The organism is Streptomyces sp. NBC_00442 (assembly GCF_036014195.1).
Classification (GTDB): domain Bacteria; phylum Actinomycetota; class Actinomycetes; order Streptomycetales; family Streptomycetaceae; genus Streptomyces.
In genome coordinates this window covers 6,551,150-6,573,001 of the sequence record NZ_CP107918.1, presented here as the reverse complement: position 1 = coordinate 6,573,001, position 21,852 = coordinate 6,551,150, and the positions used below count along the sequence as shown (strand labels likewise).

The 21,852-nt window shown below is 73.1% G+C and carries 18 protein-coding genes; 6 read left to right on the top strand and 12 right to left on the bottom strand.

Annotation, left to right across the window (positions count from 1 at the left end; all coding sequences use genetic code 11):
• Positions 1-22: 22 nt before the first annotated feature.
• Entirely contained in the window at positions 23-742 is a 720-nt protein-coding gene (locus OG432_RS29505; RefSeq protein WP_328313985.1) for a DUF5995 family protein, read from the top strand.
• Between the two features lie 334 nt (positions 743-1,076).
• On the opposite strand, the gene OG432_RS29500 is transcribed toward OG432_RS29505, so the two are convergent.
• The 4 genes from OG432_RS29500 to OG432_RS29485 all read right to left on the bottom strand — a co-directional run bounded on the left by OG432_RS29500 (position 1,077) and on the right by OG432_RS29485 (position 6,156).
• Complete coding sequence (locus tag OG432_RS29500; RefSeq protein WP_328313984.1) at positions 1,077-2,768, bottom strand: flavin monoamine oxidase family protein; 1,692 nt, start codon at positions 2,766-2,768, stop codon at positions 1,077-1,079.
• Positions 2,769-2,837: 69 nt separating this feature from the next.
• Positions 2,838-3,653, bottom strand: a complete 816-nt coding sequence (locus tag OG432_RS29495; RefSeq protein ID WP_328313983.1) for a carbon-nitrogen hydrolase family protein — start codon at positions 3,651-3,653, stop codon at positions 2,838-2,840.
• 567 nt (positions 3,654-4,220) lie between these two features.
• Positions 4,221-4,676, bottom strand: coding sequence for an Lrp/AsnC family transcriptional regulator (locus tag OG432_RS29490; RefSeq protein ID WP_053724485.1), 456 nt, complete (start codon positions 4,674-4,676; stop codon positions 4,221-4,223).
• A gap of 10 nt (positions 4,677-4,686) precedes the next feature.
• Positions 4,687-6,156 carry an amino acid permease gene (locus tag OG432_RS29485; protein ID WP_328313982.1) on the bottom strand — a complete coding sequence of 490 codons (1,470 nt, stop codon included), beginning with the start codon at positions 6,154-6,156 and terminating at the stop codon, positions 4,687-4,689.
• A gap of 373 nt (positions 6,157-6,529) precedes the next feature.
• On the opposite strand from OG432_RS29485, the gene OG432_RS29480 reads away from it, so the two are divergent.
• Positions 6,530-7,600 (top strand): GDSL-type esterase/lipase family protein, encoded by a 1,071-nt coding sequence (locus tag OG432_RS29480; protein ID WP_328313981.1) that lies wholly within the window; start codon positions 6,530-6,532, stop codon positions 7,598-7,600.
• Here OG432_RS29480 and OG432_RS29475 read toward each other — a convergent pair.
• The 3 genes from OG432_RS29475 to OG432_RS29465 all read right to left on the bottom strand — a co-directional run bounded on the left by OG432_RS29475 (position 7,597) and on the right by OG432_RS29465 (position 9,937).
• Complete coding sequence (locus OG432_RS29475; RefSeq protein WP_328313980.1) at positions 7,597-9,078, bottom strand: GuaB1 family IMP dehydrogenase-related protein; 1,482 nt, start codon at positions 9,076-9,078, stop codon at positions 7,597-7,599. The two genes, OG432_RS29480 and OG432_RS29475, sit on opposite strands and share 4 nt — an antisense overlap.
• A gap of 89 nt (positions 9,079-9,167) precedes the next feature.
• Positions 9,168-9,512 carry a barstar family protein gene (locus OG432_RS29470; protein WP_328313979.1) on the bottom strand — a complete coding sequence of 115 codons (345 nt, stop codon included), beginning with the start codon at positions 9,510-9,512 and terminating at the stop codon, positions 9,168-9,170.
• Entirely contained in the window at positions 9,509-9,937 is a 429-nt protein-coding gene (locus OG432_RS29465; protein WP_328313978.1) for a ribonuclease, read from the bottom strand. Before OG432_RS29465 ends, OG432_RS29470 begins: the two co-directional genes overlap by 4 nt.
• 71 nt (positions 9,938-10,008) lie before the next feature.
• Between OG432_RS29465 and OG432_RS29460 the strand changes: the two genes are divergently transcribed.
• Genes OG432_RS29460 through OG432_RS29450 form a run of 3 tightly spaced genes read left to right on the top strand, consistent with a single transcriptional unit; the run spans position 10,009 to position 14,002 of the window.
• A complete protein-coding gene (locus OG432_RS29460; RefSeq protein WP_328313977.1) occupies positions 10,009-11,553 on the top strand; it encodes an ATP-dependent DNA ligase in 1,545 nt (514 codons plus the stop codon).
• Positions 11,554-11,557: 4 nt separating this feature from the next.
• The gene (locus OG432_RS29455; RefSeq protein WP_443058482.1) at positions 11,558-12,907 is read left to right on the top strand and encodes a glutamine synthetase; all 1,350 of its coding nucleotides are present in this window, start codon (positions 11,558-11,560) and stop codon (positions 12,905-12,907) included.
• Complete coding sequence (locus tag OG432_RS29450) at positions 12,908-14,002, top strand: amidohydrolase family protein (protein ID WP_328313976.1); 1,095 nt, start codon at positions 12,908-12,910, stop codon at positions 14,000-14,002. It abuts the gene before it with no gap.
• Between the two features lie 68 nt (positions 14,003-14,070).
• On the opposite strand, the gene OG432_RS29445 is transcribed toward OG432_RS29450, so the two are convergent.
• From OG432_RS29445 to fmt, 4 genes are all read right to left on the bottom strand, one after another.
• Positions 14,071-15,120 (bottom strand): sugar-binding transcriptional regulator, encoded by a 1,050-nt coding sequence (locus OG432_RS29445; RefSeq protein WP_328313975.1) that lies wholly within the window; start codon positions 15,118-15,120, stop codon positions 14,071-14,073.
• 92 nt (positions 15,121-15,212) lie between these two features.
• Positions 15,213-15,896, bottom strand: coding sequence for a ribulose-phosphate 3-epimerase (rpe, locus tag OG432_RS29440; RefSeq protein ID WP_328313974.1), 684 nt, complete (start codon positions 15,894-15,896; stop codon positions 15,213-15,215).
• 288 nt (positions 15,897-16,184) lie between these two features.
• The gene (locus tag OG432_RS29435; RefSeq protein ID WP_328313973.1) at positions 16,185-17,672 is read right to left on the bottom strand and encodes an RsmB/NOP family class I SAM-dependent RNA methyltransferase; all 1,488 of its coding nucleotides are present in this window, start codon (positions 17,670-17,672) and stop codon (positions 16,185-16,187) included.
• A gap of 38 nt (positions 17,673-17,710) precedes the next feature.
• Positions 17,711-18,655 carry a methionyl-tRNA formyltransferase gene (fmt, locus tag OG432_RS29430; protein WP_328313972.1) on the bottom strand — a complete coding sequence of 315 codons (945 nt, stop codon included), beginning with the start codon at positions 18,653-18,655 and terminating at the stop codon, positions 17,711-17,713.
• Between the two features lie 325 nt (positions 18,656-18,980).
• Here fmt and OG432_RS29425 point away from each other — a divergent pair, with 325 nt between their 5' ends.
• Complete coding sequence (locus OG432_RS29425) at positions 18,981-19,529, top strand: hypothetical protein (RefSeq protein ID WP_328313971.1); 549 nt, start codon at positions 18,981-18,983, stop codon at positions 19,527-19,529.
• 130 nt (positions 19,530-19,659) lie between these two features.
• Here the strand turns inward: OG432_RS29425 and OG432_RS29420 are convergent, their stop codons facing one another.
• Positions 19,660-21,807, bottom strand: coding sequence for a primosomal protein N' (locus OG432_RS29420; RefSeq protein ID WP_328313970.1), 2,148 nt, complete (start codon positions 21,805-21,807; stop codon positions 19,660-19,662).
• Positions 21,808-21,852 lie beyond the last annotated feature (45 nt).

Genomic DNA, 21,852 nt, shown 5'->3' with positions numbered 1-21,852 from the left:
GGCGGGCTGGGACGCTGCCCCCATGACGCAGACCGAATGGACGCCGAGCGCACCCGTGGAGCACGCCCGCCGGTTCGGCGGTCCGCTCGATTCCGTGGTGCGGCGGATGCGCGCGCTCCGGGCCGACCTGCCGGCCCGGGACGGCATCGCGGTCTTCAACCGCGTCTATCTGACGGTGACCGAGGAGATCTCCCGGCTCATCGCCCACGGCGGCTTCGCCGATCCGCGCGCGGCGGCCACGTTGGACGTGCTCTTCGCCGGGCGCTATCTCGCGGCCGTGGAGGCGGCGTCCGCGGGCCGGCGCCCGCCGGACTGCTGGCGGCCGCTGTTCCAGTACCGCCGCCATCCCGGCGTCCGGCCGCTCCAGTTCGCGCTTGCCGGGATCAACGCGCACATCGGGCACGACCTCACCGTCGCCCTGGTCGAGAGCTGCCGGGTCCTGGACTGCGAACCCGCTTTCCTGGAGCGGGACTTCGACCGGGTGGGCGACGCGCTGGCGGTCCTGGAGGAGCGGATCCGGGAGGAGCTCATGCCGGGGCCCGACCTGTTCCAGGTGGCCGACCCCATGACGCACCTGCTGGCGTCATGGAGCCTCGACCGGGCTCGGGACGCGTCGTGGTCGGCGGCGAAGGTGCTGTGGCAGTTGCGTGAACTGCCCTCTCTGGCAGAGGAGTTCACGGAGCGGCTGGATGCGGGGGTGGGCCTGGTGACCCGGTGCCTGCTGACCCCGCTCACGCGGTAGACCTTCGGGTGCGGGCCGTACGTGGCCGATCGCGCAGTTCCCCGCGCCCCTGACTCCGCTTCCGTCCGCGGACCGTGCCCGTTCGTCCGCGGACCGTGCCCGCGTCCCGCGCAGTTCCCCGCGCCCCTGTAGGGCACCCGGTACTGACTGGTCGCGCAGACCGCGGCGGAGCCGCGCAATGACACGGCCCCGCGCCCCTGTAGGGCACCCGGAGCCGAACGGTCGCGCCCACCGCGGCGGAGCCGCGCAATGTCACAGCCCCGCGCCCCTGTAGGGCACCCGGTAGGGGGCGCGAACGGGGGCCGGGGCGGAGTCCCAGGAAGGGTAAGGGTGGCTAGTCTTCCGGGAGTTCGACCGGGGCGATCGAGTCGTAGAGGTCACCCGGCCCGGGGTTGGTCGCGTCGGTCGCGCCGCCGAAGTGGTGCATGACGCCCCACACCGCGTTGAGCGCGGTCTGCACGGCCCCCTCGGCCCAGCCGGCCGTCCAGGAGATGTCGTCGCCCGCGAGGAAGATCCCCCGCTTGTCCTCCGGCAGCGCGTTCTGCATGAAGTGCGTGAACAGCCGGCGCTGGTAGCGGTAGTGCCCAGGCAGGTTCGCCTTGAACGCGCCCATGAAGTACGGCTCGTTCTCCCACGACACGGTCACCGGGTTGCCGATGATGTGCCGCCGGATGTCGACCTTCGGGTAGATCTCGCCGAGCGACTTGAGCATGACCTCCATGCGCTCGGCCGCCGACAGCGGGAGCCACTTGAGGCTGTCGTCGCACCAGGTGTAGGAGAGGCAGATGACGGCGGGCTTGTCCGGGCCGTTGTCGAGCAGGTACGTGCCGCGCGTCATGCGGTCGGTGAGCGTCATCGACATGACGTCACGCCCGGTCTCCTCGTCCTTGTCGAGCCAGAACGGCCGGTCCACCGGCACGAACAGCTTCGAGGACTCCATGTAGTGGGTGCGCTCGATCGCCGTCCAGTGGTCGATCGGGAAGAGCGAGTCGTCGCAGGCGATCTTGGAGAGCAGCATCCAGGACTGCGCGGTGAAGATCGCGGCACGGAAGGTGCGGATGTCGCCGTCGGTGTCCGTCACGGTGATGCGGTTGCCCGCGGTGCGGTGCAGCCGGGTCACGGCCGGCTTGGGCGCGCCCCCGTGCAGCGAGGCGAGCGAGGTGCCGGGCGCCCAGTGCACGAGCTTGGCCGGCTCGCGCTCCCACAGCCGCGTCGGCAGCTGCTGGGACCCGCCGACGATGCCGCGGTGGTGGTCGTCGGCCTCGGTGTAGACGACGCGCAGGATCTCCAGGATGGAGTTCGGGAAGTCGGTGTCCCAGCCGCCGGTGCCGAAGCCGACCTGGCCGAAGATCTCGCGGTGCCGGAAGGACTTGAAGGCCTCGGAGTCGCAGAGGAAGCCGTAGAACGTCTGGTTGTCGAGCTTCTCGACCAGCTTGGCCCAGATCTCACGGATGCGCGGGGTGTCGCGCTCGCGGATGGCCTGGTTCATGTCGGAGAAGTCGGCGCCCTCTTCGAGGCAGGCGTTCCACGCGTCCATGACCTCGCGGTACACGGGCGGCAGCTCGTCGACCGAGGTCGCGTAGTGGGACTCGCCCTTGAGGTCGACGACCGTGGAGGGGGTGTCGGGCGCGAGCGGGTTGGGGAACGGCTTGGTCTCCAGGCCCACCAGGTCGATGTAGTGCTGGAGCGCGGTGGAGCACGGCGGGAACCGCATGGCGCCCATCTCGGCGGTCAGCTCGGGGTCGCAGCCGGGGAAGCCGACGGTGCGCAGCCGGCCGCCGATCTGGTCGGCCTCGTACACGACGGGCCTGAGACCCATCTTCATCAGCTCGTACGCGGCGACGATGCCGGAGAGGCCGCCGCCGATGACCGCGACCTCCGCGCCGTGCTCGGTCGCGGGTATCTGGCCGAGGCCGGCCGGGTGCGCGAGGAAGTCGTCGTACGCGTAGGGGAAGTCCGGCCCGAACATCGTGACGGGCGGCTGCTCGTCGATGTGCTGGACGGCGGTGGGCACCGTGGACGTCATGGGGTACGGACTCCTTGCACAGTACGGAAGTTGAGGGGGGTGGAGCGGCGGGGCCGAGCGGCCCGGGGCTCAGACGAGGGAGGCGTAGAGGCCGGGGCGGCGGTCGCGGAGGTAGGGGTTGTTCGCGCGCGAGGCGGCCAGGAACTCGGGGTCGACGTCTCCCACGACCAGCTCGGTGCCGCGGCCGGCGCGGGCGCGCGCGACGCCGTCGGGGCCCGCCAGGCAGCTCAGTCCGACGAACTCGAAGTCGCCCTCGGGGCCGGTGCGGTTGACGTAGGCGACGTACAGCTGGTTCTCGAAGGCGCGGACCGGCACGACGGACTCGGCGACGAACTGGAACGGGTGCATCTGGGCGGTGGGCACGAGGAGGAGGTCGGTTGCGGCCAGCGCGTGGGCCCGGACGTTCTCGGGGAACTCCACGTCGTAGCAGATCATCATGCCGACGCGGAGGCCGTTGAGCTCGGCCTGGACGACGGTCCGCTCGCCCGGCGCGAACGCCTCCCGCTCGAAGCCGCCGAAGAGGTGGGTCTTGCGGTAGTTCGCGAGGCGGCTGCCGTCGGAGGAGATGAGCTGGGCGGAGTTGTAGACCGTGCCGCCGTCATCGCCGTCGTGGCCGTCGCGCTCGGGGTAGCCGTAGACGACGGCCAGGCCGTGGCGTACGGCGATCTCGGCGATCGCCTGGGCGGAGGGGCCGTCGGCGGGCTCGGCGAGCTTGGCCACGTCGTCGCCGATGGCGTACCCGGTGAGGAACAGCTCGGGGCAGACGAGCAGCCCGGCGCCGGTCGCGGCCGCCCGCTCGGCCGCGGCGTCCAGGGTCTTCAGGTTCGCGGCGACGTCCGAAAGACTGCCGGAGCTCTGGAGCAGGGCGGTGCGCAACGCGGGCATGGGCGGTCCTCGGCGGGGGCGGGAGTGCGGGGTGGGGTCACTAGACGGTACGTTCCGCCCTTCGGGGCGGACAAGGCGCGAGCGTTGCGCGTATCCGCACGATTCGTTGCGCAAGATCGGCTGCACCCGGCGATTTGTTGCGCCCCCGGCCCCGCTCCCGGCGCACCCGGCCGACCTTCGCGTGCGGGCCGTGCGTGGCCGGGCGCGCAGTTCCCCGCGCCCCCAAAAAAACCTGGTTCGGGTGCGGACCGTGCCCGCTTCCCGCGCAGTTCCCCGCGCCCCTGTAGGGCATCCGGAGCCGAGGGGTCGCGCCCACCGCGGCGGAGCCGCGCAATGGCACAGCCCCGCGCCCCTTAGCTGCTCGGTGCCGGGCGGCATGGGCATCCTCAGCCCGTCATGGGGGTCCCCCCTGGCCCTTGAGGCCTTGGGGGAGATTGAGGACGAGCGCCCTCAAGGCGCGATACGGGGTCCGGGGCGGAGCCCCAGGGAGCCGGGCCTCGCCGACCCCGCCGCACGGGCGGGAGGGGGGGAAACGCGCGAAAGGGGTCTGGGGCGGGCCCCAGGGGGTTAGGCGGGGGAGCCTGAGGTGTAGCGCCTCAGGAGGGGGGAGAGCACCAGCACCGACTTCGTGCGCTCCACATACGGCTCGCCCGCAATCCGCTCAAGAACCCGCTCGAAGTGCCGCATGTCGGAGGCGAAGACCTGCACGATCGCGTCCGCCTCACCGGTGACGGTGGAGGCGGACGCGACCTCGGGATACCGCTCGAGCCCGCGCTTGATCGCATCGGGCGAGGTGTTGCGACGGCAGTAGATCTCGATGAACCCCTCGGTCTCCCAGCCGAGCGCCGCCGGGTCCACCCGTACGGTGAACCCGGTGATGGCCCCCTCCGCCCGCAGCCGGTCGACGCGCCGCTTGACGGCGGGCGCGGACAGACCGATCAGGGAGCCGATGTCGGCGTAGGAGCGCCGGGCGTCTTCGGCGAGCGCGTGGACGATGCGTTCATCGAGGTCATTCAGTCGCACTGCGGGTGGATCACTTCTGTGAGGCGGTGGCCAGCCTGGAACGGCGGTAGCCGTAAGCGAAGTAGATCACGAGACCGGCGGCCATCCAGTATCCGAAGTACTCCCACGTCACCCCGGACAGGTTCCACATGAGGTAGGCGCAGCTGAGGAAGCCGAGGATCGGCACGACCCAGCCGAGCGGGACGCGGAAGGTGCGCGGCATGTCGGGGCGGGTGCGGCGCAGGATGATGACGGCGACGTTGACCAGCGCGAAGGCGAAGAGCGTGCCGATGCTGGTGGCATCCGCGAGGTTGCCGAGCGGCACCGCGGCGGCGAGCACGCCGCAGAACAGGGACACGGCGATCGTGTTGGCGACCGGCGTGCCGCTGCGCGGGCTGACCTTGGCGAAGACCTTCGGTACGAGGCCGTCGCGGGCCATCGCGAAGAGGATGCGGGTCTGGCCGTACAGGACCGTCAGGACGACGCTCGCGATGGCGATCACGGCGCAGGCCGCGAGCAGCGTGGCCCAGAAGGAGTGGCCGGTGACGTCCTTCATGATCCCGGCGAGCGCCGCTTCCGAGCCCTCGAACTGCTTCCAGGGGCGTGCGCCGACGGCGACGAACGCGACGAGCACGTACAGCGCGGTGACGATGACCAGCGACAGCATGATCGCGCGGGGCAGGTCCTTCTTGGGGTTCTTCGCCTCTTCGCCGGCGGTGGAGGCCGCGTCGAAACCGATGTAGGAGAAGAACAGGGTCGAGGCGGCTCCGGTGACGCCGACCCGGCCCAGCGGCATGAAGTCGGAGAAGTTGCCCGACTTGAAGCCCATGAAGCCGATCACGCAGAACAGCACCAGGGCGGCGATCTTCACGCCGACCATGATCGTGTTGATGCGGGCGGACTCGCGGGCGCCGCCCAGGAGCAGGCCCATGGCGAGGACCACGACGATCAGGGCGGGCAGGTTGAATATCCCGCCGTCGCCGGGCGGCGCGGACAGCGCGTCGGGGATGGTCACGCCGATGGTGCCGTCGAGGAACTCGTTGAGGTACTGCCCCCAGCCGACGGCGACCGCAGCGACCGAGACGCCGTACTCCAGGATCAGACACCAGCCGCAGATCCAGGCGATGAATTCGCCGAGTGTTGCGTAAGCGTACGAGTACGAAGAGCCCGCGACCGGGATGGAGCCGGCCAGCTCGGCGTAGGAGAGGGCCGAGAAGAGGGCGGTGAGCCCGGCGATGACGAACGAGATCGTGACGGCGGGGCCGGCCTTGGGGACGGCCTCCCCGAGCACCACGAAGATCCCGGTGCCGAGCGTCGCACCGATGCTGATCATGGTCAGCTGCCACATGCCGAGCGAGCGCTTCAGCGAACCGCCCTCGCCCTGCCCACCCTCCGCGACCAGCGTCTCCACCGGCTTGCGCCGCATCAGACCGCGACCGGGGCGCGGGCCCCCGGCGGCGGGTGCATCGGTCGAGGGTGGCGCTGCGCCGTGATCCAACACTGAGGTGGCTCCTTATCGCTGCCAATCGGACGGCGGGCGATCGCGACGGCCCGGCCTCCCCCACGAGGGGATGTTCCGGGCAGCATGAAGCCTTCCGTGGCCGGTTCCGCCGAGCAGGCGATCCCCGCCACTCCACGTACGGCGAGAACCCTATGGCGTTCTTGTTCCCGGTCGTAATGCAGCAACCTTGCGCATTGATGGCTGATCATTGCGCTCAACCGAGACGGGTGGGTGTTTGTTGCACATCAACGTTCGATCCGTGCGTAAGCCCTGTTCAGAGCCCTGTTTACGGCCTCTCGCAGTGGTCCTGGTCACGGCGCCGCCTTGACACCGTGTCAGCCCTGTTGCAGGGTCGCGCCCCATGGAGTCGCACGTGCCGCACGAGACCGCCGGGCAGCCGGCCACGGGCTGGCTGGATCCGGCCCCCTTCCTGCGCGGGGTGGCCTGGCTGGACTCCGACGGGCAGCCGGTACGCGCAGATCCGGACGACGTGATGCGGCTGCCGTGGGACACCGGGGAGCGGGCGGCGCTGCCGATCGGGACGCGGATCGAGTTCACCGCCCGGGGAGCCACGGCGGTGGAGCTGCGCTACCGCGCCAAGGTGCCGGGGCGGGGCGAGGCGCTGCACGATCTGGCGCACACCTTCGCGCTCTGGCAGGGCGACCACTGCCTCACCGAATCCACGGTGCCCCCGCACGAGGAGGGTCGCGTACGGCTCCAACTGCCGTCCCGTGGCGGCTCGTTCACCATCCACCCGCCGGAGACGCAGGCGCCGGTGGTCGTCGGGGTGCGCGGCGTCGGCGGCCCCATCGCACCGCCCGCGGCCCAGCCGCGCTGGCTCGTGCACGGGGACTCCATCACGGAGGGCTGGTGGTCGACCAGGCCCGCGCACGCCTGGCCGGCCGTCGCGGGCCGGGCGCTCGGTCTGGACACCGTGAATCTCGGCTACGCGGGCGGCGGCCGCGGCGAACTGCCCACGGCCGAACAGCTCGCCCGGCTCCCCGCCGATCTGCTCACGCTCGCCTTCGGCACCAACTGCTGGTCCCGGGTGCCGTTTTCGGTCCCGCTGATGTACGAGACGACTCTCGCGTTCGTACGGCTCGTGCGCCGCGGGCACCGGACGACCCCGCTGCTCCTGGTCTCGCCGCTGCTGCACCCGGAGGCCGAGGAGACCCCGAACGCGCTCGGCGCGACCCTCGCGGAGCTGCGCGCCGCGATGGAGGACGCGGTCCGCGCGCTCGTCGCCGAGGGGGACGGCCATCTCCATCTGCTGCCCGGACACGGCCTGTTGACCCCGGACCACCTCGCCGACGGGCTGCACCCCACCGACGAGGGCCATGCCCTGCTCGGGGCGGCGGTGGCCGGGGCGCTGGCCCCACACGTGCCGGAGCCCCCACGAGCGGACTCGCGGGGGCTCCGGGCCGTACAGCAGGTGAGCGACTAGCTCCAGCTGGCGTGCAGCGGCTTGCCCTCGGCGTAACCGGCGGCGGACTGGATGCCGACGACGGCCTTCTCCTCGAACTCGGCGAGCGAGGAGGCACCGGCGTAGGTGCAGGAGGAGCGCACGCCCGCGATGATCGAGTCGATCAGGTCCTCGACGCCCGGCCGGGTCGGGTCGAGGAACATGCGTGAGGTGGAGATGCCCTCCTCGAACAGGGCCTTGCGGGCGCGGTCGTAGGCGGACTCGTCGCTCGTGCGGTTCTTCACCGCGCGGGCGGAGGCCATGCCGAAGGACTCCTTGTAGAGGTGGCCCTCGGCGGAGGTGTGCAGATCGCCCGGGGACTCGTAGGTGCCCGCGAACCAGGAGCCGATCATGACGTTGGAGGCGCCGGCGGCGAGCGCCATGGCGACGTCGCGCGGGTGACGCACTCCGCCGTCCGCCCACACGTGCTTGCCGAACTTCTTGGCCTCGGCCGCGCACTCCAGGACCGCGGAGAACTGCGGGCGGCCGACGCCCGTCATCATGCGGGTGGTGCACATGGCGCCGGGTCCGACGCCCACCTTGATGATGTCGGCGCCGGCCTCGATGAGGTCGCGTACGCCCTCGGCGGCGACGATGTTGCCCGCGACGATCGGGACCCGCGGGTCGAGGCCGCGCACGGCCTTGATCGCGGCGATCATCGATTCCTGGTGGCCGTGCGCGGTGTCCACGACGATCGTGTCGGCGCCGGCGTCCAGGAGCTGCTTGGCCTTGCCCGCCACGTCACCGTTGATGCCGACGGCGGCGGCGACGCGCAGCTTGCCCTCGGCGTCGGTGGCCGGAATGTAGAGCGTCGCCCGCAGGGCGCCCTTGCGGGTGAGGATGCCGGCGAGGCGGCCCTCCTTGTCCACGGCGGGGGCGTAGCGGCGGTTGGCGTTGTCGAGCTTGTTGAAGGCCTCGCGCGGATCGATGTCCGCGTCCAGGAGCAGCAGGTCCTTGGACATGACCTCGGACAGCTGCGTGAACCTGTCCACGCCCGTCAGGTCGGCGTCGGTGACGACACCGACCGGCTTCTGGTCGGCGTCGACCACGACGCCCGCGTTGTGGGCCCGCTTCGGCAGCAGGGCGAGCGCGTCGGCGACGGTCTGGGTCGGGGCGAGGACGATCGGGGTGTCGAGCACGTGGTGACGCGTCTTGACCCACGAGATCACCTCGGTGACGACCTCGATCGGGATGTCCTGGGGGATCACGACGATGCCGCCGCGGCGCGCCACCGTCTCGGCCATGCGGCGCCCGGCGATCGCGGTCATGTTGGCGACGACGAGCGGGATGGTGGTCCCCGAGCCGTCGGGGGACGCCAGGTCGACGCCCTGGCGGGAGCCCACCGCGGAGCGGCTCGGCACCATGAAAACATCGTCGTACGTCAGGTCGTACGGCGGCTTGATGTCGTTGAGGAAACGCACGTGCTGAACATCCCAGTCGATCGAGGTGGCCCCAGGCATTTCAGCCAGGGGAAAAGCACGTAGTTCATTGTCCCATGTTCGTACGATTGCGCTGCCCGGACCGATCGTCCAGGGCCGGGGTACCGGCCCTAGTGCGATCCTCCGAGTGCGAGGTGGACGGCCAGGGTTCCGTGCGGGCCCGGACCGGCCGCGTCGCCCAGGACGTCCAGGGCGACGGCCCACTCCTCCGGGCGCAGGGAGGCGTACTCCTGCCAGCGCGTCACGACGAGGAGGCGGCCGGGGTCGGCCGGGCCCCAGTCGGGGTCGCCGAGGCAGTCGGCGAGGGCGTCCCAGTTGCGGCCGAACCAGTCGGGAAGGCGGAGCGCGGTCGCCACCCGGTCCATGAAGGCGGCCTTTCCGGTCACCCCGTCGAGATCGAGGAGATCGACCAGCCACCCCGTGGCCCGTACGGAGTCGAACGCTTCGGCCGTCATCGCAGCACCGCCTTGAACGTCTTGTAGTGGTCACCGGTGTAGAAGTACTCGCCACCCTGCCCGGTCACCAGGCGCCGTGCCCCGCGGTCCCGGGAGCCCGGGGTGTCGACGGTGTACTCGTGGTAGTAGCCGCGCTTGTGCCGGGGCAGGAGCTTCTCGACGTTGCCGAACACCACGCCGTCCTTGCTGTACGGGAACGGGCCGCCCTTGTCGATGAGCACGAGGGTCCCGCGCGCCTCGGCCGGAAGGCGGGCCGCCGCAACGGTGGCCATGCCCTTGGCCCAGGCGGGGGCCGCCGCGGAGGCGGGCGCCGGGGGCGAGGAGCCCGCCGGTTTCGCGGCGTCCTTGCCGCCGCAGCCGGCCAGCAGCACGGCGAGACACGCGAGGACCGAGGCGAGGACGATCCGGGCCAACCTGTTGATCATGCCCCGATGCTCCCATCCGGTGGCGTCGCGAGCGAATGCGTGGAGCGATGTTTCCGGGTCACGATGGAGGCATGCTCCTTGCCGACGTGGCCAGAACTTCGGCCGAGATCGCCGCCACCGCATCGCGCTCGGAGAAGTCCGCGCTGCTCGCCCGGTTGTTCTCGGCCACCGAACCGGACGAGGCGCCGCTGGTGGTGACCTATCTGGCGGGACGGCTGCCCCAGCGGCGCACCGGGCTCGGCTGGAGCGCCCTCAAGGACCGCCCGCCGCCCGCGGCCTCGCCCTCGCTGACCGTCCGGGACGTCGACGAGCGCCTCGACCGGATCTCGGCGGTGGCCGGGAAGGGCGCGCAGGGCGAACGCAAGCGGCTGGCCGGGGAGCTGATGGCGGCGGCCACGGCAGCGGAGCAGGACTTCCTGGTCGCGCTGATCATCGGCGAAGTACGCCAGGGCGCCCTGGACGCGGCGGCCGTCGAGGGGCTCGCGGCGGCCGCCGGTGCGCCCGTGGCCGACGTGCGGCGCGCCGTGATGCTGGGCGGCTCGCTCGGCGCGGTCGCCCGGACCCTGCTCGCCGGGGGCCCGTCCGCGCTCGCCGCGTTCCGGCTCGACGTGGGCCGGCCCGTGCTCCCCATGCTGGCGCACAGCGCGAAGGACGTCGGCGAGGCGATCGACCGGCTGGGCCCGTGCGCCGTCGAGGAGAAGCTCGACGGCATCCGCGCCCAGGTCCACAAGGACGGGGACACGGTACGGGTCTTCACCCGCACTCTCGACGAGATCACCGCGCGGCTGCCCGAAGTCGCCGCCGCGGCCGCCGAGTTGGCGGCGCGGAGCGCCGTGCTCGACGGCGAGGTGATCGCGCTGGGGCCCGACGGGCGGCCGCGTTCGTTCCAGGACATCGCCGGCCGTGTCGGCTCCCGGCTCGATGTCGCGGGCGCACGGGACCGAGTGCCCCTCTCCCCCGTCTTCTTCGACCTCCTGTCGGTGGACGGCCGCGACCTGCTCGATCTGCCGGCGCACGAGCGGCACGCGGAGCTGGCCCGCGTCGCGCCCGAGCCCCGCCGCGTACGGCGGTACGTGGTGGAGGATCCGGCCGCCCCCGAACAGCGGCGCGCGGCCGAGGAGTTCGCCGCCGAGACGCTGGCGCTCGGCCATGAGGGTGTGGTCCTCAAGGCGCTCGATTCGACGTACGCGGCGGGCCGGCGCGGCGCCGCGTGGCTGAAGGTCAAGCCCGTGCACACGCTCGATCTGGTGGTCCTCGCGGCGGAGTGGGGTCACGGCCGGCGCACCGGGTTCCTGTCCAATCTGCATCTCGGGGCGCGCCGCGAGGACGGCACGTTCGCGATGCTCGGCAAGACGTTCAAGGGGCTCACCGATGCGCTGCTCGCCTGGCAGACCGAGCGGCTGCGGGAGTTGGCGGCGGCCGAGGAGCCGTGGGGAGTGCGGGTGCGGCCGGAACTCGTCGTCGAGGTGGCCTTCGACGGCGTGCAGAGATCATCGCGCTACCCGGAAGGGGTCACACTTCGGTTCGCACGGGTAGTGCGCTATCGCGAGGACAAGAGGGCCTCGGAAGCGGACACGGTCGCGACGGTTGTCGCGCTCGGCGACAGGAGGGAATGAACCGGTGGATCAGGGTCACGGGGCGGGGCGGGTCGAACAGGCACAACGGCGGGCGCAGGAGGCCGGGTTGGCGGCCGCCGGGCTCACCGCGGAGGGGGTGCGGGCGGTCGCGCTGACCTGGGTGGACGTCGCGGGCCTCACCCGCGTCAAGGTCGTGCCGACCACCCGGCTCGCCCAGGTCGCCGCGCACGGCGTGGGCATGTCGCCGGTGTTCGACGTGTATCTGGTGGACGACTCGGTGACCACCAGTGCCCACATCGGCGGCCCCGACGGCGATCTGCGGCTGATCCCCGATCTGGACCGGCTCACCGTGCTCGCCGCCCAGCCGGGCTGGGCGTGGGCGCCCGCCGACCGCTTCGAGCAGTCGGGGCAGCCCTACGGCGCCTGCCAGCGGCTGTTCGCGCGCCGGATGACCGAGCGGGCCGCCGAGCGCGGCATCGAGCTGAAGATGGGCTTCGAGACGGAGTGGGTGGTCGATCCGCCGCTGGCGGGGCCGGCGTACGGCATGGCGCGCGTCGTCGAGCGTTCGCAGTACGTGGGCGACGTGCTGGGCGCCCTTGAGACCCAGGGCGTCGAGGTGCTCCAGATCCACCCGGAGTACACGCCCGGCCAGTTCGAGGTGTCGGTGGCCCCGGCGGATCCGGTGGGCGCGGCGGACCTCGCGGTGCTGGTGCGCGAGACGATCCGCGCGGTGTCGCTCCAGCACGGGCTCACCCCGTGGTTCGGCCCCGTCGTGGATCCCGAGGGCGTCGGCAACGGCGGCCACCTGCACCTCAGCCTGTGGCAGGACGGCCGCAACCTGTGCCGGGGCGGCGAAGGCCCGTCCGGGATGAGCGCGACCAGCGAGGCCTTCCTCGCGGGGATCCTCGACGCGCTGCCCGCACTGCTCGCGATCGGCGCGCCGAGCCCCGCGAGCTATCTGCGGCTCGCTCCCTCGCGCTGGGCCGGCGCCTTCCAGTGCTGGGGGCCGGAGAACCGGGAGGCGGCGCTGCGGTTCGTGCCGGGGCCGCCCGGCGCCGAGGGCGCCGCGAACGCGGAGGTGAAGTCGTTCGACCCGGCCGCCAACCCGTACCTGGTGACGGGCGCGGTCATCGCGGCCGGGCTCGCGGGGCTCGACGCCGGGCTGCGGCTGCCCGAGCCGGTGGCGGGCGACCCGGTCGCCTCGGCGGGGGCGCGGCGGCTGCCCGGCTCGCTGCCGGAGGCGCTCGGCCACTTCACGGAGTCGGCGGTTCTGCGCGAGGCGCTCGGCGATCCGCTCTTCGAGGCGATCGTCTCGGTGCGCCAGGCCGAGACGAAGCTCTTCGACGGCCGCACGCCGCGGGAGATCGCCGAGGCCACGCGTGGGAGGTACTGAGTGCTGCCGCTCGTCGACCACCACTGTCACGGTGTGCTGCGCTCCGACCCCGACGACGCCGCCTTCGAGGCGTTCCTGACCGAGTCCGACGCCCCGGCCGCACCCGGCACGAGCTTCTTCGACACCCAGCTGGGCTTCGCGGTGCGCCGCTGGTGCCCGCCGCTCCTGGGGCTGGAACCGCACTGCCCGCCGGACCGCTATCTGGCCCGCCGCCGCGACCTGGGAGCCGAGGAGACCAACCGGCTGCTCCTCGGCTCCACCGGCATCGGCAGCTACCTGGTGGACACCGGCCTGCCGGGCGACCTGACGGGCCCGGCCGAGCTGGCCCGGCTGGCGGGGGCACAGGCGCGCGAGATCGTACGCCTGGAACACCTCGCGGAGCGCACCGCCGTCGGGGTGCGTGATCCGGACAAGTTCCTGACGCTGCTCGGCAACGCGATCGGCGCCGCGGCAGGCAGCGCGGCCGGCTTCAAGTCCGTGGTCGGGTACCGCCACGGCCTCGATTTCGACCCGGCGCCGCCGGAGGAGGCACGGCTGCGCGCGGCCGTCGCCGACTGGCTGGAAGCGGGCGCCGGGCGGATCACCGATCCCGTCCTGCTGCGGCACCTGCTGTGGTCGGCGGCGTACACCGGACTTCCGCTCCAGATCCACACCGGATTCGGCGACCCGGACCTCAGGCTGCACCGCTGCGATCCGCTGCTGCTGACCGATTTCATCCGGGCCGTGCGCCCCACGGGCTGCCGGCTGATCCTGCTGCACGGCTACCCCTACCACCGGGCCGCGGGCTATCTGGCGCACGTGTACCCGCATGTGTACGCGGACGTGGGGCTCTCGCTCGGGCACACCGGGGCGCGGGCGACGGCGGTGCTCGCCGAGTTCCTTGAGCTGGCGCCGTTCGGCAAGCTGCTGTTCTCGACGGACGCGTACGGCCTCGCGGAGCTGTACGTGGTGGGGGCCCGGCTCTACCAGGAGGCTCTGGACCAGCTCCTGAACGGCTGGACGGGGTCGGGTGCCTGGTCGGCCGCGGACGCGGACCGGGTGGCCGCCCTGGTGTCCGCGGGCAACGCCGAGCGGGTCTACGGCATCCGCGGCTGAGGCGTGCGGACCGGGGTGCGAGGACGCCGGGAGCGGGACGGCACCGGGGGCGCGGCGCCCCCGGTGTCTCAGACGCCGTCCGGGTCCGCGCGGTCGAGTGCGGGCCGGGGCTTGGGGCCGGTCTCGTTCAGGAGGAAGTCCGCGGCGGCCGTGTCGGTGACGAGGCTGGTGACCAGGCCGGAGCGCAGCACGGCGTCGATCGCGGCGGCCTTGCGCTGGCCCCCGGCGATCGCGACGACCTCCGGGATGCGGCGCAGCCGGTCCGCCTCGACGGTGATGCAGCGCTCGCCCAGGTCGCGGCCGACGCGGCGGCCCTCCGCGTCGAAGAGATGCGCGGACATCTCGGCGGCGACCCCGAGCGAGGCGTAGTGCGCCCGCTCCTCGTCGCTGAGCATGTCGTGCACGGTGGAGATGCCGGGCTCCCAGGAGCCGATGGACACCGCGGCGACGGTGACCTTGTCGAAGTACTCGAAGGCGCGGGCGATCCCGGTCTGGTTGCGCAGAGCGGCGGCGGTCGCCGGGTCGGGAAGGAGCATCGGGGCGTAGATGGGGTGGGCCTCGCCGCCGGAGACCTGGGCGGCCCGGCGCACCGCCTCGACGGAGCCCCGCTCGGCGGTGCCCGCGTCGTAGACCCCGGTCAGCTGGACCACCGTGCACGGCGGAAGTCTGTCGAGGGCGGCGGCCATGTGGATGGTGGAGCGGCCCCAGGCCAGACCGAGGACGTCGCCCTCGCTGACCAGCTCGCCGAGCAGGTCGGCGGCGACCTCGCCGAGGTTCTCCGGGTCGGGCGAGGTCTCCTCGCCCTCCGCGGGGGATTCCACGACGACCGCGTGCCGCAGCCCGTACCGGGCGCGCAGGGCGTCGGAACGCTCCGCGTCCAGTTCGGCGGGGACGCGGATCTCGATCCGTACGAGGTCGCGTTCCAGTGCGGTCTCCAGGACCCGGGCCACCTTGAAGCGGCTCACGCCGAACTCCTCGGCGATCTGGATCTTGGACTTCCCCTCCAGATAGAAGCGGCGGGCCATGGCCGCCGCCTGCACCAGCTCCGCGGGTCCCATCCGCAGGGCTGACCGACCCGCCGACATTGCAGACACCGCGATCTCCTCACTGCTGTTCACAACTGCTGTTCACGCACCGGACTCGCTGTTCATCCTGTCAGATACAACGGTCCTTGATCAGCCCCGCAGGGTTCCGTTCATTCAGTGGCGGCTCAGTGTGCGCATGCCCAGGGTGCGCCCGCCGTCGCCCGTTCAGCCAGGGAACGCAGGCTGCGCACGGCTTCGGCCGGGTCGCCGGCCCCGTAGACGGCGGATCCGGCGACGAAGACATCGGCTCCGGCCTCGGCGCAGCGCTCGATGGTGGCGGCCGAAACGCCTCCGTCGACCTGGAGCCAGAGTTCAAGTCCGTGTTTGGCGATCAGCTCACGGGTCCTGCGGATCTTCGGCAGCATGATGTCGAGGAAGGACTGGCCTCCGAAGCCGGGCTCGACCGTCATGATCAGCAGCATGTCGAGCTCGGGGAGCAGGTCCTCGTACGGCTCGATCGGGGTCGCGGGCTTCAGGGCCATCGAGGCGCGGGCGCCCTTGGCGCGGATCTCGCGGGCGAGCCGTACGGGGGCGGCGGCGGCCTCCGCGTGGAAGGTGACCGACCCGGCCCCGGCCTCGACGTACTGCGGGGCCCAGCGGTCCGGGTCCTCGATCATGAGATGGCAGTCGAGCGGTGTGTCCGTCGCCCTGCTCAGGGATTCCACGATGGGCACCCCCAGCGTGAGGTTGGGCACGAAGTGGTTGTCCATCACATCGACGTGGAGCCAGTCGGCGCCCGTGACGGCCTGGGCCTCGTCGGCCAGCCGTGCGAAGTCCGCGGAGAGGATGCTGGGGTTGATCTGAGCCATGCCCCAAGCCTGCCATGCCCTGGGCGACTTGCCTGCCACGGCGGCGGACGAAGGCTGTGCGGATCCGCGCCGGGCGGGCGATCCTGCCGGTCCCGCGGGGCCTGGGCGCATGATCCTTCGCCCGTGCGGCCCGCGGCCGCAGCCCCTGCGGCCACTCACGTCACGGCGGCGGCCAAACCGTGATCCCCCCAACTGCCGCACCGGGGAAGCCAGTTCGGGTCCGTCGCCTTGCGTGTACGGGTGCGCACGTTAGGCGACGCCCCGCATGTGGCGGGGCGTCGCGCCGGGTCAGGCGCTGCGCCTCAGCAGCGCCAGGTACATCGCGTCGGTGCCGTGCAGGTGCGGCCACAGCTGAACGTCGGGGCCCTCGCCGAGGCCCGCGACGCCGGGCATCAGCGGGCGCACGTCGATCCACTCGGCCTCGATGGGCTCGGCGCCCCCGCGGCCCTTGAGGACGTCGTCGACGACGATCCGGGTCTCGGCCAGGTGCGGTGAGCAGGTGGCGTATCCGACGACACCGCCGACGCGGACCGCCGAGAGTGCCTCGCGCAGCAGGCCGCGCTGGAGCGGCGCGAAGCCCTCCAGGTCCTCGGGGCGCCGGCGCCAGCGGGCTTCGGGGCGGCGGCGCAGGGCGCCGAGGCCGGAGCAGGGGACGTCCATCAGGACGCGGTCGAAGGTGCCCGGCAGCCACGGCGGGCGGGTGCCGTCGGCCGCGACGACCTGGTAGGGGCCGGGGTTGCCGGCCAGCGCGCGCTCGACCAGGCGGGCCCGGTGCGGCTGCTTCTCGGACGCCAGCAGGGCCGCGCCGCGCCCGGCGGCCAGCGCCGCGAGCAGGGCGGCCTTGCCGCCGGGGCCCGCGCAGCCGTCGAGCCAGCGTTCGTCGCGGCCCTCGATGGGCGCGTTGGCGAGCGCGGCCGCCACCAGCTGGCTGCCCTCGTCCTGGACGCCGGCCCGGCCCTCCCGTACGGCGTCGAGCGCGCCGGGTTCGCCGCCCTCGGCCATCCGTACGGCGTACGGCGACCAGCGGCCGGGCAGCCCGGCGTCCTCGCCGACCGCGTCGAGGAGCTCCTCGGTGGTGGAGCGGCCGGGGCGCGCGACCAGGGTGACCTCGGGACGCTCGTTGTCCGCCTCAAGGAGGTCCTCGATGCCGGCCCGGCCGCCGCCGAGGGCGTCCCACAGCGCGGAGACGACCCAGCGCGGATGGGAGTGGACGACCGCCAGGTGGTCCTCCGCGTCGTCCTCGTAGGAGGGCGCCACCTTCTCCAGCCAGCCGTCGAGGTCGTTCGCGGAGATCTTGCGCAGGACGGCGTTGACGAACTTGGCCCGCCCGTCGCCGAGCACGACCCGGGCGAGCTCCACGCTCGCGGAGACCGCGGCGTGGGTGGGGATGCGGGTGCCGAGCAGCTGGTGCGCGCCGAGCGCGAGCACGTCGAGCACCGGCGGGTCGACCTCGCGCAGCGGCCGGTCGATGCAGGCCGCGATGATCGCGTCGTAGGTGCCCTGGCGGCGCAGCGTCCCGTAGACGAGTTCGGTGGCGAGCGCCGCGTCCCGGGTGTCGAAGTCCCCGCCCTCGCGCGCCTTGCGGAGCAGCGGGGGCAGCACGAGGTTGGCGTAGGCGTCGCGCTCGTCGACGGCCCGCAGGGCCTCGAAGGCGAGGATGCGGACCGGGTCCTTCTTGGGACGGCGGTACGGCTTGCCGGTCTTGCCGCCGTTGGGGTTCGGGCTGCCGCCCTTGCCCGCCTTGGGGTTCGGGCTGCGACGTGGCGAATCGTTCACGTGAAAGGTGCTCCGCTGATCAGATGGGGCGAACCCCCTCAGCGTACGTCCGCCGCCCCCACGCGCTCACCCGGGGCGATGCGGACCCCGCGCGCCCAGTCGGCGCCCCGCATCGGCTTCTTGCCCTGCGGCTGGACCCAGAGCAGCTCCACCGCGTGCGAGCCGGTGCCCACGTACACGTTGTTCTTGGCCGCGGCGATCTCGCCGGGCGCGAGGTCGGTGCGGTCGGTGACGAGGGCGGCCTGGATGAGCTTGAGGCGCTCGCCGCGGAACACGGTCCACGCGCCGGGCGCCGGGGTGCAGCCGCGCACCACGCGGTCGACGCGCAGCGCCGGGGCCGCCCAGTCGACGTGCGCCATCTCGACCGTGATCTTCGGGGCGAGGGAGATGCCGTCGGCGGGCTGCGGAACGGCCTTGAGGGCGCCGTCCTCGATGCCGTCCATGGTGGCGGCGAGCAGCCCGGCGCCGGCGAACGCGAGCCGGGTGAGCAGATCGCCGCTGGTGTCCGTGGGCCGGACCTCCTCGGTGACGGTGCCGTACACCGGGCCGGAGTCGAGCCCTTCCTCGATGAGGAAGGTGGCGGCTCCGGTGATCTCGTCGCCGGCCATCACCGCGTGCTGCACGGGCGCGGCCCCGCGCCAGGCGGGCAGCAGCGAGAAGTGCAGGTTGACCCAGCCGCGCGCCGGGATGTCCAGGGCGGACTTGGGGAGCAGCGCGCCATAGGCGACGACCGGGCAGCAGTCCGGCGCGATCTCGCGGAGCCGGGCCAGGAACTGCTCGTCCCGTGGCTTCGCGGGCTTGAGCACCTCGATGCCGGCCTCCTCGGCACGCTCGGCGACCGGGCTCGCCACGAGGCGGCGGCCGCGCCCGGCGGGTGCGTCGGGCCGGGTGACGACCGCGGCGACCTCGTGCCGACCGGAGGCGATCAGGGCGTCAAGGGCGGGAACGGCGACCTCGGGGGTGCCTGCGAAGACGAGCTTCACTGGGGGTTACCTCGCTTTGTCGAGAGCAGCGTCTCAGTCTATGGGCCGGTGGGGTACGGGCGTACGCCCAGGTGACGCCCCGGAGGAGTCCCCACGGCAGGGGCGCATGGGCGGTCGTGCGCCCTGCGCATATGCCCATACGCCCCCGCAGCGTGACCACAACAGCGGGTAGCGCGTTGGTCAAGAGAGATTGACCTGACCGGGCCGCTTGTGCGGCCTTCACCCGTTCGGCATCCGCACCACGTCAACACAGCACAGCCCAGCACTACGCACTGTCAGTACCGTTTTCACCCACCCTTTCATCGCCGGTTCGAGAGGCTTGCCCATGGCCGACCACGCAACCCACGACGCCCAAGCGCGGGCCAGCCTGCACCTGTTGGTGCGGGACATCGAGCGGGTCCGCCGACAGGTGGACGCACTGCGCACCCTCACCGCGCAGCTGGGCAACGTCTACCGCCCTCGCCGCTCCGGTCCCTCCACGGGCTTCGTCGTGTACGGGCGTGCCCCCGCGCCGACCGTTCGGCTCGCCCAGGAGCTGCGGGACAGCGTCGAGACGCTGGTGACCGCCGCGGTGGACTTCGACCGCTCCCTCGGTTTCTCCTGGGACGCGGTGGGCTCCGCGCTCGGCGTCACCAAGCAGGCGGTGCACCGCCGTTACGGGTCGCGCCGGGCGACCGCCCCGGCCGCAGGCCAGGCCGAGGCCGAGAGCCCGGCCGAGACCGCGGTGACCCGCACCCTGCCGCCGCTGCCGCCCCTGTCCCCCATGCCCGCGGTCCCCGCGGCCCGTTCGATGCCGCCGCAGCCGACGGCGAGCAGCCAGTCTCTTCGCGAGGAGGTCCGCACCAGCGCGTTCCCCGGCCCCCGCAACGGCTGACCCGCTTCCCGCCCCCTCGTGCCCTCGCGCCCGTACGCACCTGCACACGTACGCATCGCGAGGGCACAGCCACGTCCGGCCGCGAGGGTACGGCCACGTCCGGTCCCAGCCCGCCGCCGATGACGGGCGCTCAGCCGATGTCCGGCGGGTCGATCCTGATGCGTACCGGGTCGGCGCCGCCCCGGGCCAAGCGGGACGCCTGCGCCGCCTTGAGGGCGGCGGCCAGTGCCGCGCCGCTGCCGGGCGGCACCCGCACCAGGGCCCGCTCCCACTGCTCCCCCACCGGGGGATCGCCGGGCCTGCGCGGCCTGCCGGGATCGGCGACCGGCAGCGGAACGGGCCCCAACACCTGCGCGTCGGGAGGCAGTTGGGCCACCCGCAAAAACGCTTCGACCGCTTCGGGGCGCCCGATCGCCTCGGCCATCCGGGATACGGGAGGGAAGCCGAGCTCGGCCCGCTCGGCCAGCTCGCGCAGGGCGTGACCGACCGGGTCCCAGCGGACCAGCGCCTGCACCGGACGCAGGGTGGGCTCGGCGACCACGACCACGGTGCCGCCCTCGTCCTGCCCGCGCACCAGGGAGGCCGCCGTGATCCAGCGGCGCAACGCCTCCTCGCCCGCCCTGAGGTCGGGGCGGCCGAGCATCGCCCAGCCGTCCAGGAGCAGCGCGGCCGCGTAACCGCCCTCGGCGACCGGTTCGGCGCCCGGCGTGGACACCACGAGGGCGGGCTGTCCCGGCACGCCGTCCAGGACGTGGTCGCGCCCCGAGGTGCGTACCGGTACGGCGGGGAAGGCGCGGCCGAGCTCCTCCGCGGTGCGGCGTGCGCCGACGATCTGGGCCCGCAGCCGGCCCCCGCCGCACTCGGTGCAGTGCCAGTCGGCCTCCGCCGTGCCGCACCAGGCGCACCGCAGCGCGCGCTCGTCCGGCGCTTCGAGGGGGCCGGCGCACCGGCCGCACCGGGCGGGCGCCCGGCAGCGCGCGCAGGCGAGGCGCGGCGCGTACCCCCGTCTCGGCACCTGCACGAGCACGGGGCCGCTCTTGAGGCCCTCCCGCACGGCCTGCCAGGCCAGGCTGGGCAGCCGGGCGGCGCGTGCCGCTTCGTCGCGCGCGAGCTCCCCGTCGCCGACGGTGCGGACGAGGGGGGCCGCCGCGCGGGCCACCGTACGGTCGGCTACCAGCGGCGCGGCCCATCCGCTCTGCACCAGCTGGGCGGCCTCGACGGTGCAGCTCGTACTGCCGAGCAGGAAGGCACACTTGTCGTGCGTGGCCCGCAGTTCGAGCACTTCGCGCACGTGCGGGAACGGGGCGTTGTCGTCGCTGTGGCTGGAATCGCCGTCCTCCCACACCACGACGAGGCCGAGGTGGTCGACGGGCGCGAACATCGCCGCGCGGGTGCCGACCACGGCCCGGACCGCGCCGCGGCGCACCGCGAGCCACTGCCGGTAGCGGCGCTCGGGGCCCGACTCCGCGGTGAGCAGCGCGTGCCGGCCCTCGCCGAGCAGCTCGGTCAGCGCCGCGTCGACCCGGCCGGCACTGCGCCCGTCCGGTACGACGACGAGGGCGCCGCGTCCCGAGGCGAGCGTGGCCCCCACGGCCCGCGCGATCTCGTGCGCCCAGTGCGGGCCCGGCAGGGCGGTCCACACCGCCCGGGGCGCCGCCCCGCTTCCCAACGCCCCGATGAACGCGGGCCCTTGGGCATACCGCTCCCACGTACCGGGCTCCGGCACGGCGGGCGGCTCGGGCGGCTCCGGCGACGGCTTCGCCTCGGCCCGTGCGTTCCTGGGCGGGACGGCGAGCTGCAGCACATCGGCGAGGCTGCCCGCGTACCGGTCCGCCACCGCTCTGGCCAGCGCCAGGGTGTCCGCGCTGAGCACCCGCTCCGGGGAGACCACGCTCGCGAGCGCGGCCAGTGGGCCGGAGTAGTCCGAATCGGCCCGGCGCTCGACGAGGAACCCGTCGATCAGCCCGCCGCCCTCCCGGCGCCCGCCCCGCACATTGCGCGCCCCGGCCCCGAAGCGCACGCGCACCCGCACCCCGGGCTGGGCGTCGGCGTCGAGCTCCTCGGGCACGGCGTAGTCGAAGAACTGGTCGAGGTGCAGCACCCCCTTGTTCACCACGACCCGGGCGACCGGCAGCTCCTTGGCGAGCGCGGCCCCCCGCCAGGTGCGCGGCTTGGCCTTGGGCACCTTGGCCGTGCGCACGGTCTCCCGAATGAGCGCAAGCTGCTCCGGCCCCGCACCCTCGGCGCCCCCGCCCTGCCGTTCGTTCTCGCTGCTCACAGCCAAATTCCTACCAGACCGGACTGACATCGCAGGCCGGTGGAC

What these genes read in the sequence shown, in the direction of transcription:
- OG432_RS29505 (WP_328313985.1), top strand. Translation starts at nt 23, where the DNA reads ATGACGCAGACCGAATGGACGCCGAGCGCACCCGTGGAGCACGCCCGC.
- OG432_RS29500 (WP_328313984.1), bottom strand. Translation starts at nt 2,768, where the DNA reads ATGACGTCCACGGTGCCCACCGCCGTCCAGCACATCGACGAGCAGCCG.
- OG432_RS29495 (WP_328313983.1), bottom strand. Translation starts at nt 3,653, where the DNA reads ATGCCCGCGTTGCGCACCGCCCTGCTCCAGAGCTCCGGCAGTCTTTCG.
- OG432_RS29475 (WP_328313980.1), bottom strand. Translation starts at nt 9,078, where the DNA reads ATGCCTGGGGCCACCTCGATCGACTGGGATGTTCAGCACGTGCGTTTC.
- OG432_RS29470 (WP_328313979.1), bottom strand. Translation starts at nt 9,512, where the DNA reads ATGACGGCCGAAGCGTTCGACTCCGTACGGGCCACGGGGTGGCTGGTC.
- OG432_RS29465 (WP_328313978.1), bottom strand. Translation starts at nt 9,937, where the DNA reads ATGATCAACAGGTTGGCCCGGATCGTCCTCGCCTCGGTCCTCGCGTGT.
- OG432_RS29460 (WP_328313977.1), top strand. Translation starts at nt 10,009, where the DNA reads ATGCTCCTTGCCGACGTGGCCAGAACTTCGGCCGAGATCGCCGCCACC.
- rpe (WP_328313974.1), bottom strand. Translation starts at nt 15,896, where the DNA reads ATGGCTCAGATCAACCCCAGCATCCTCTCCGCGGACTTCGCACGGCTG.
- OG432_RS29425 (WP_328313971.1), top strand. Translation starts at nt 18,981, where the DNA reads ATGGCCGACCACGCAACCCACGACGCCCAAGCGCGGGCCAGCCTGCAC.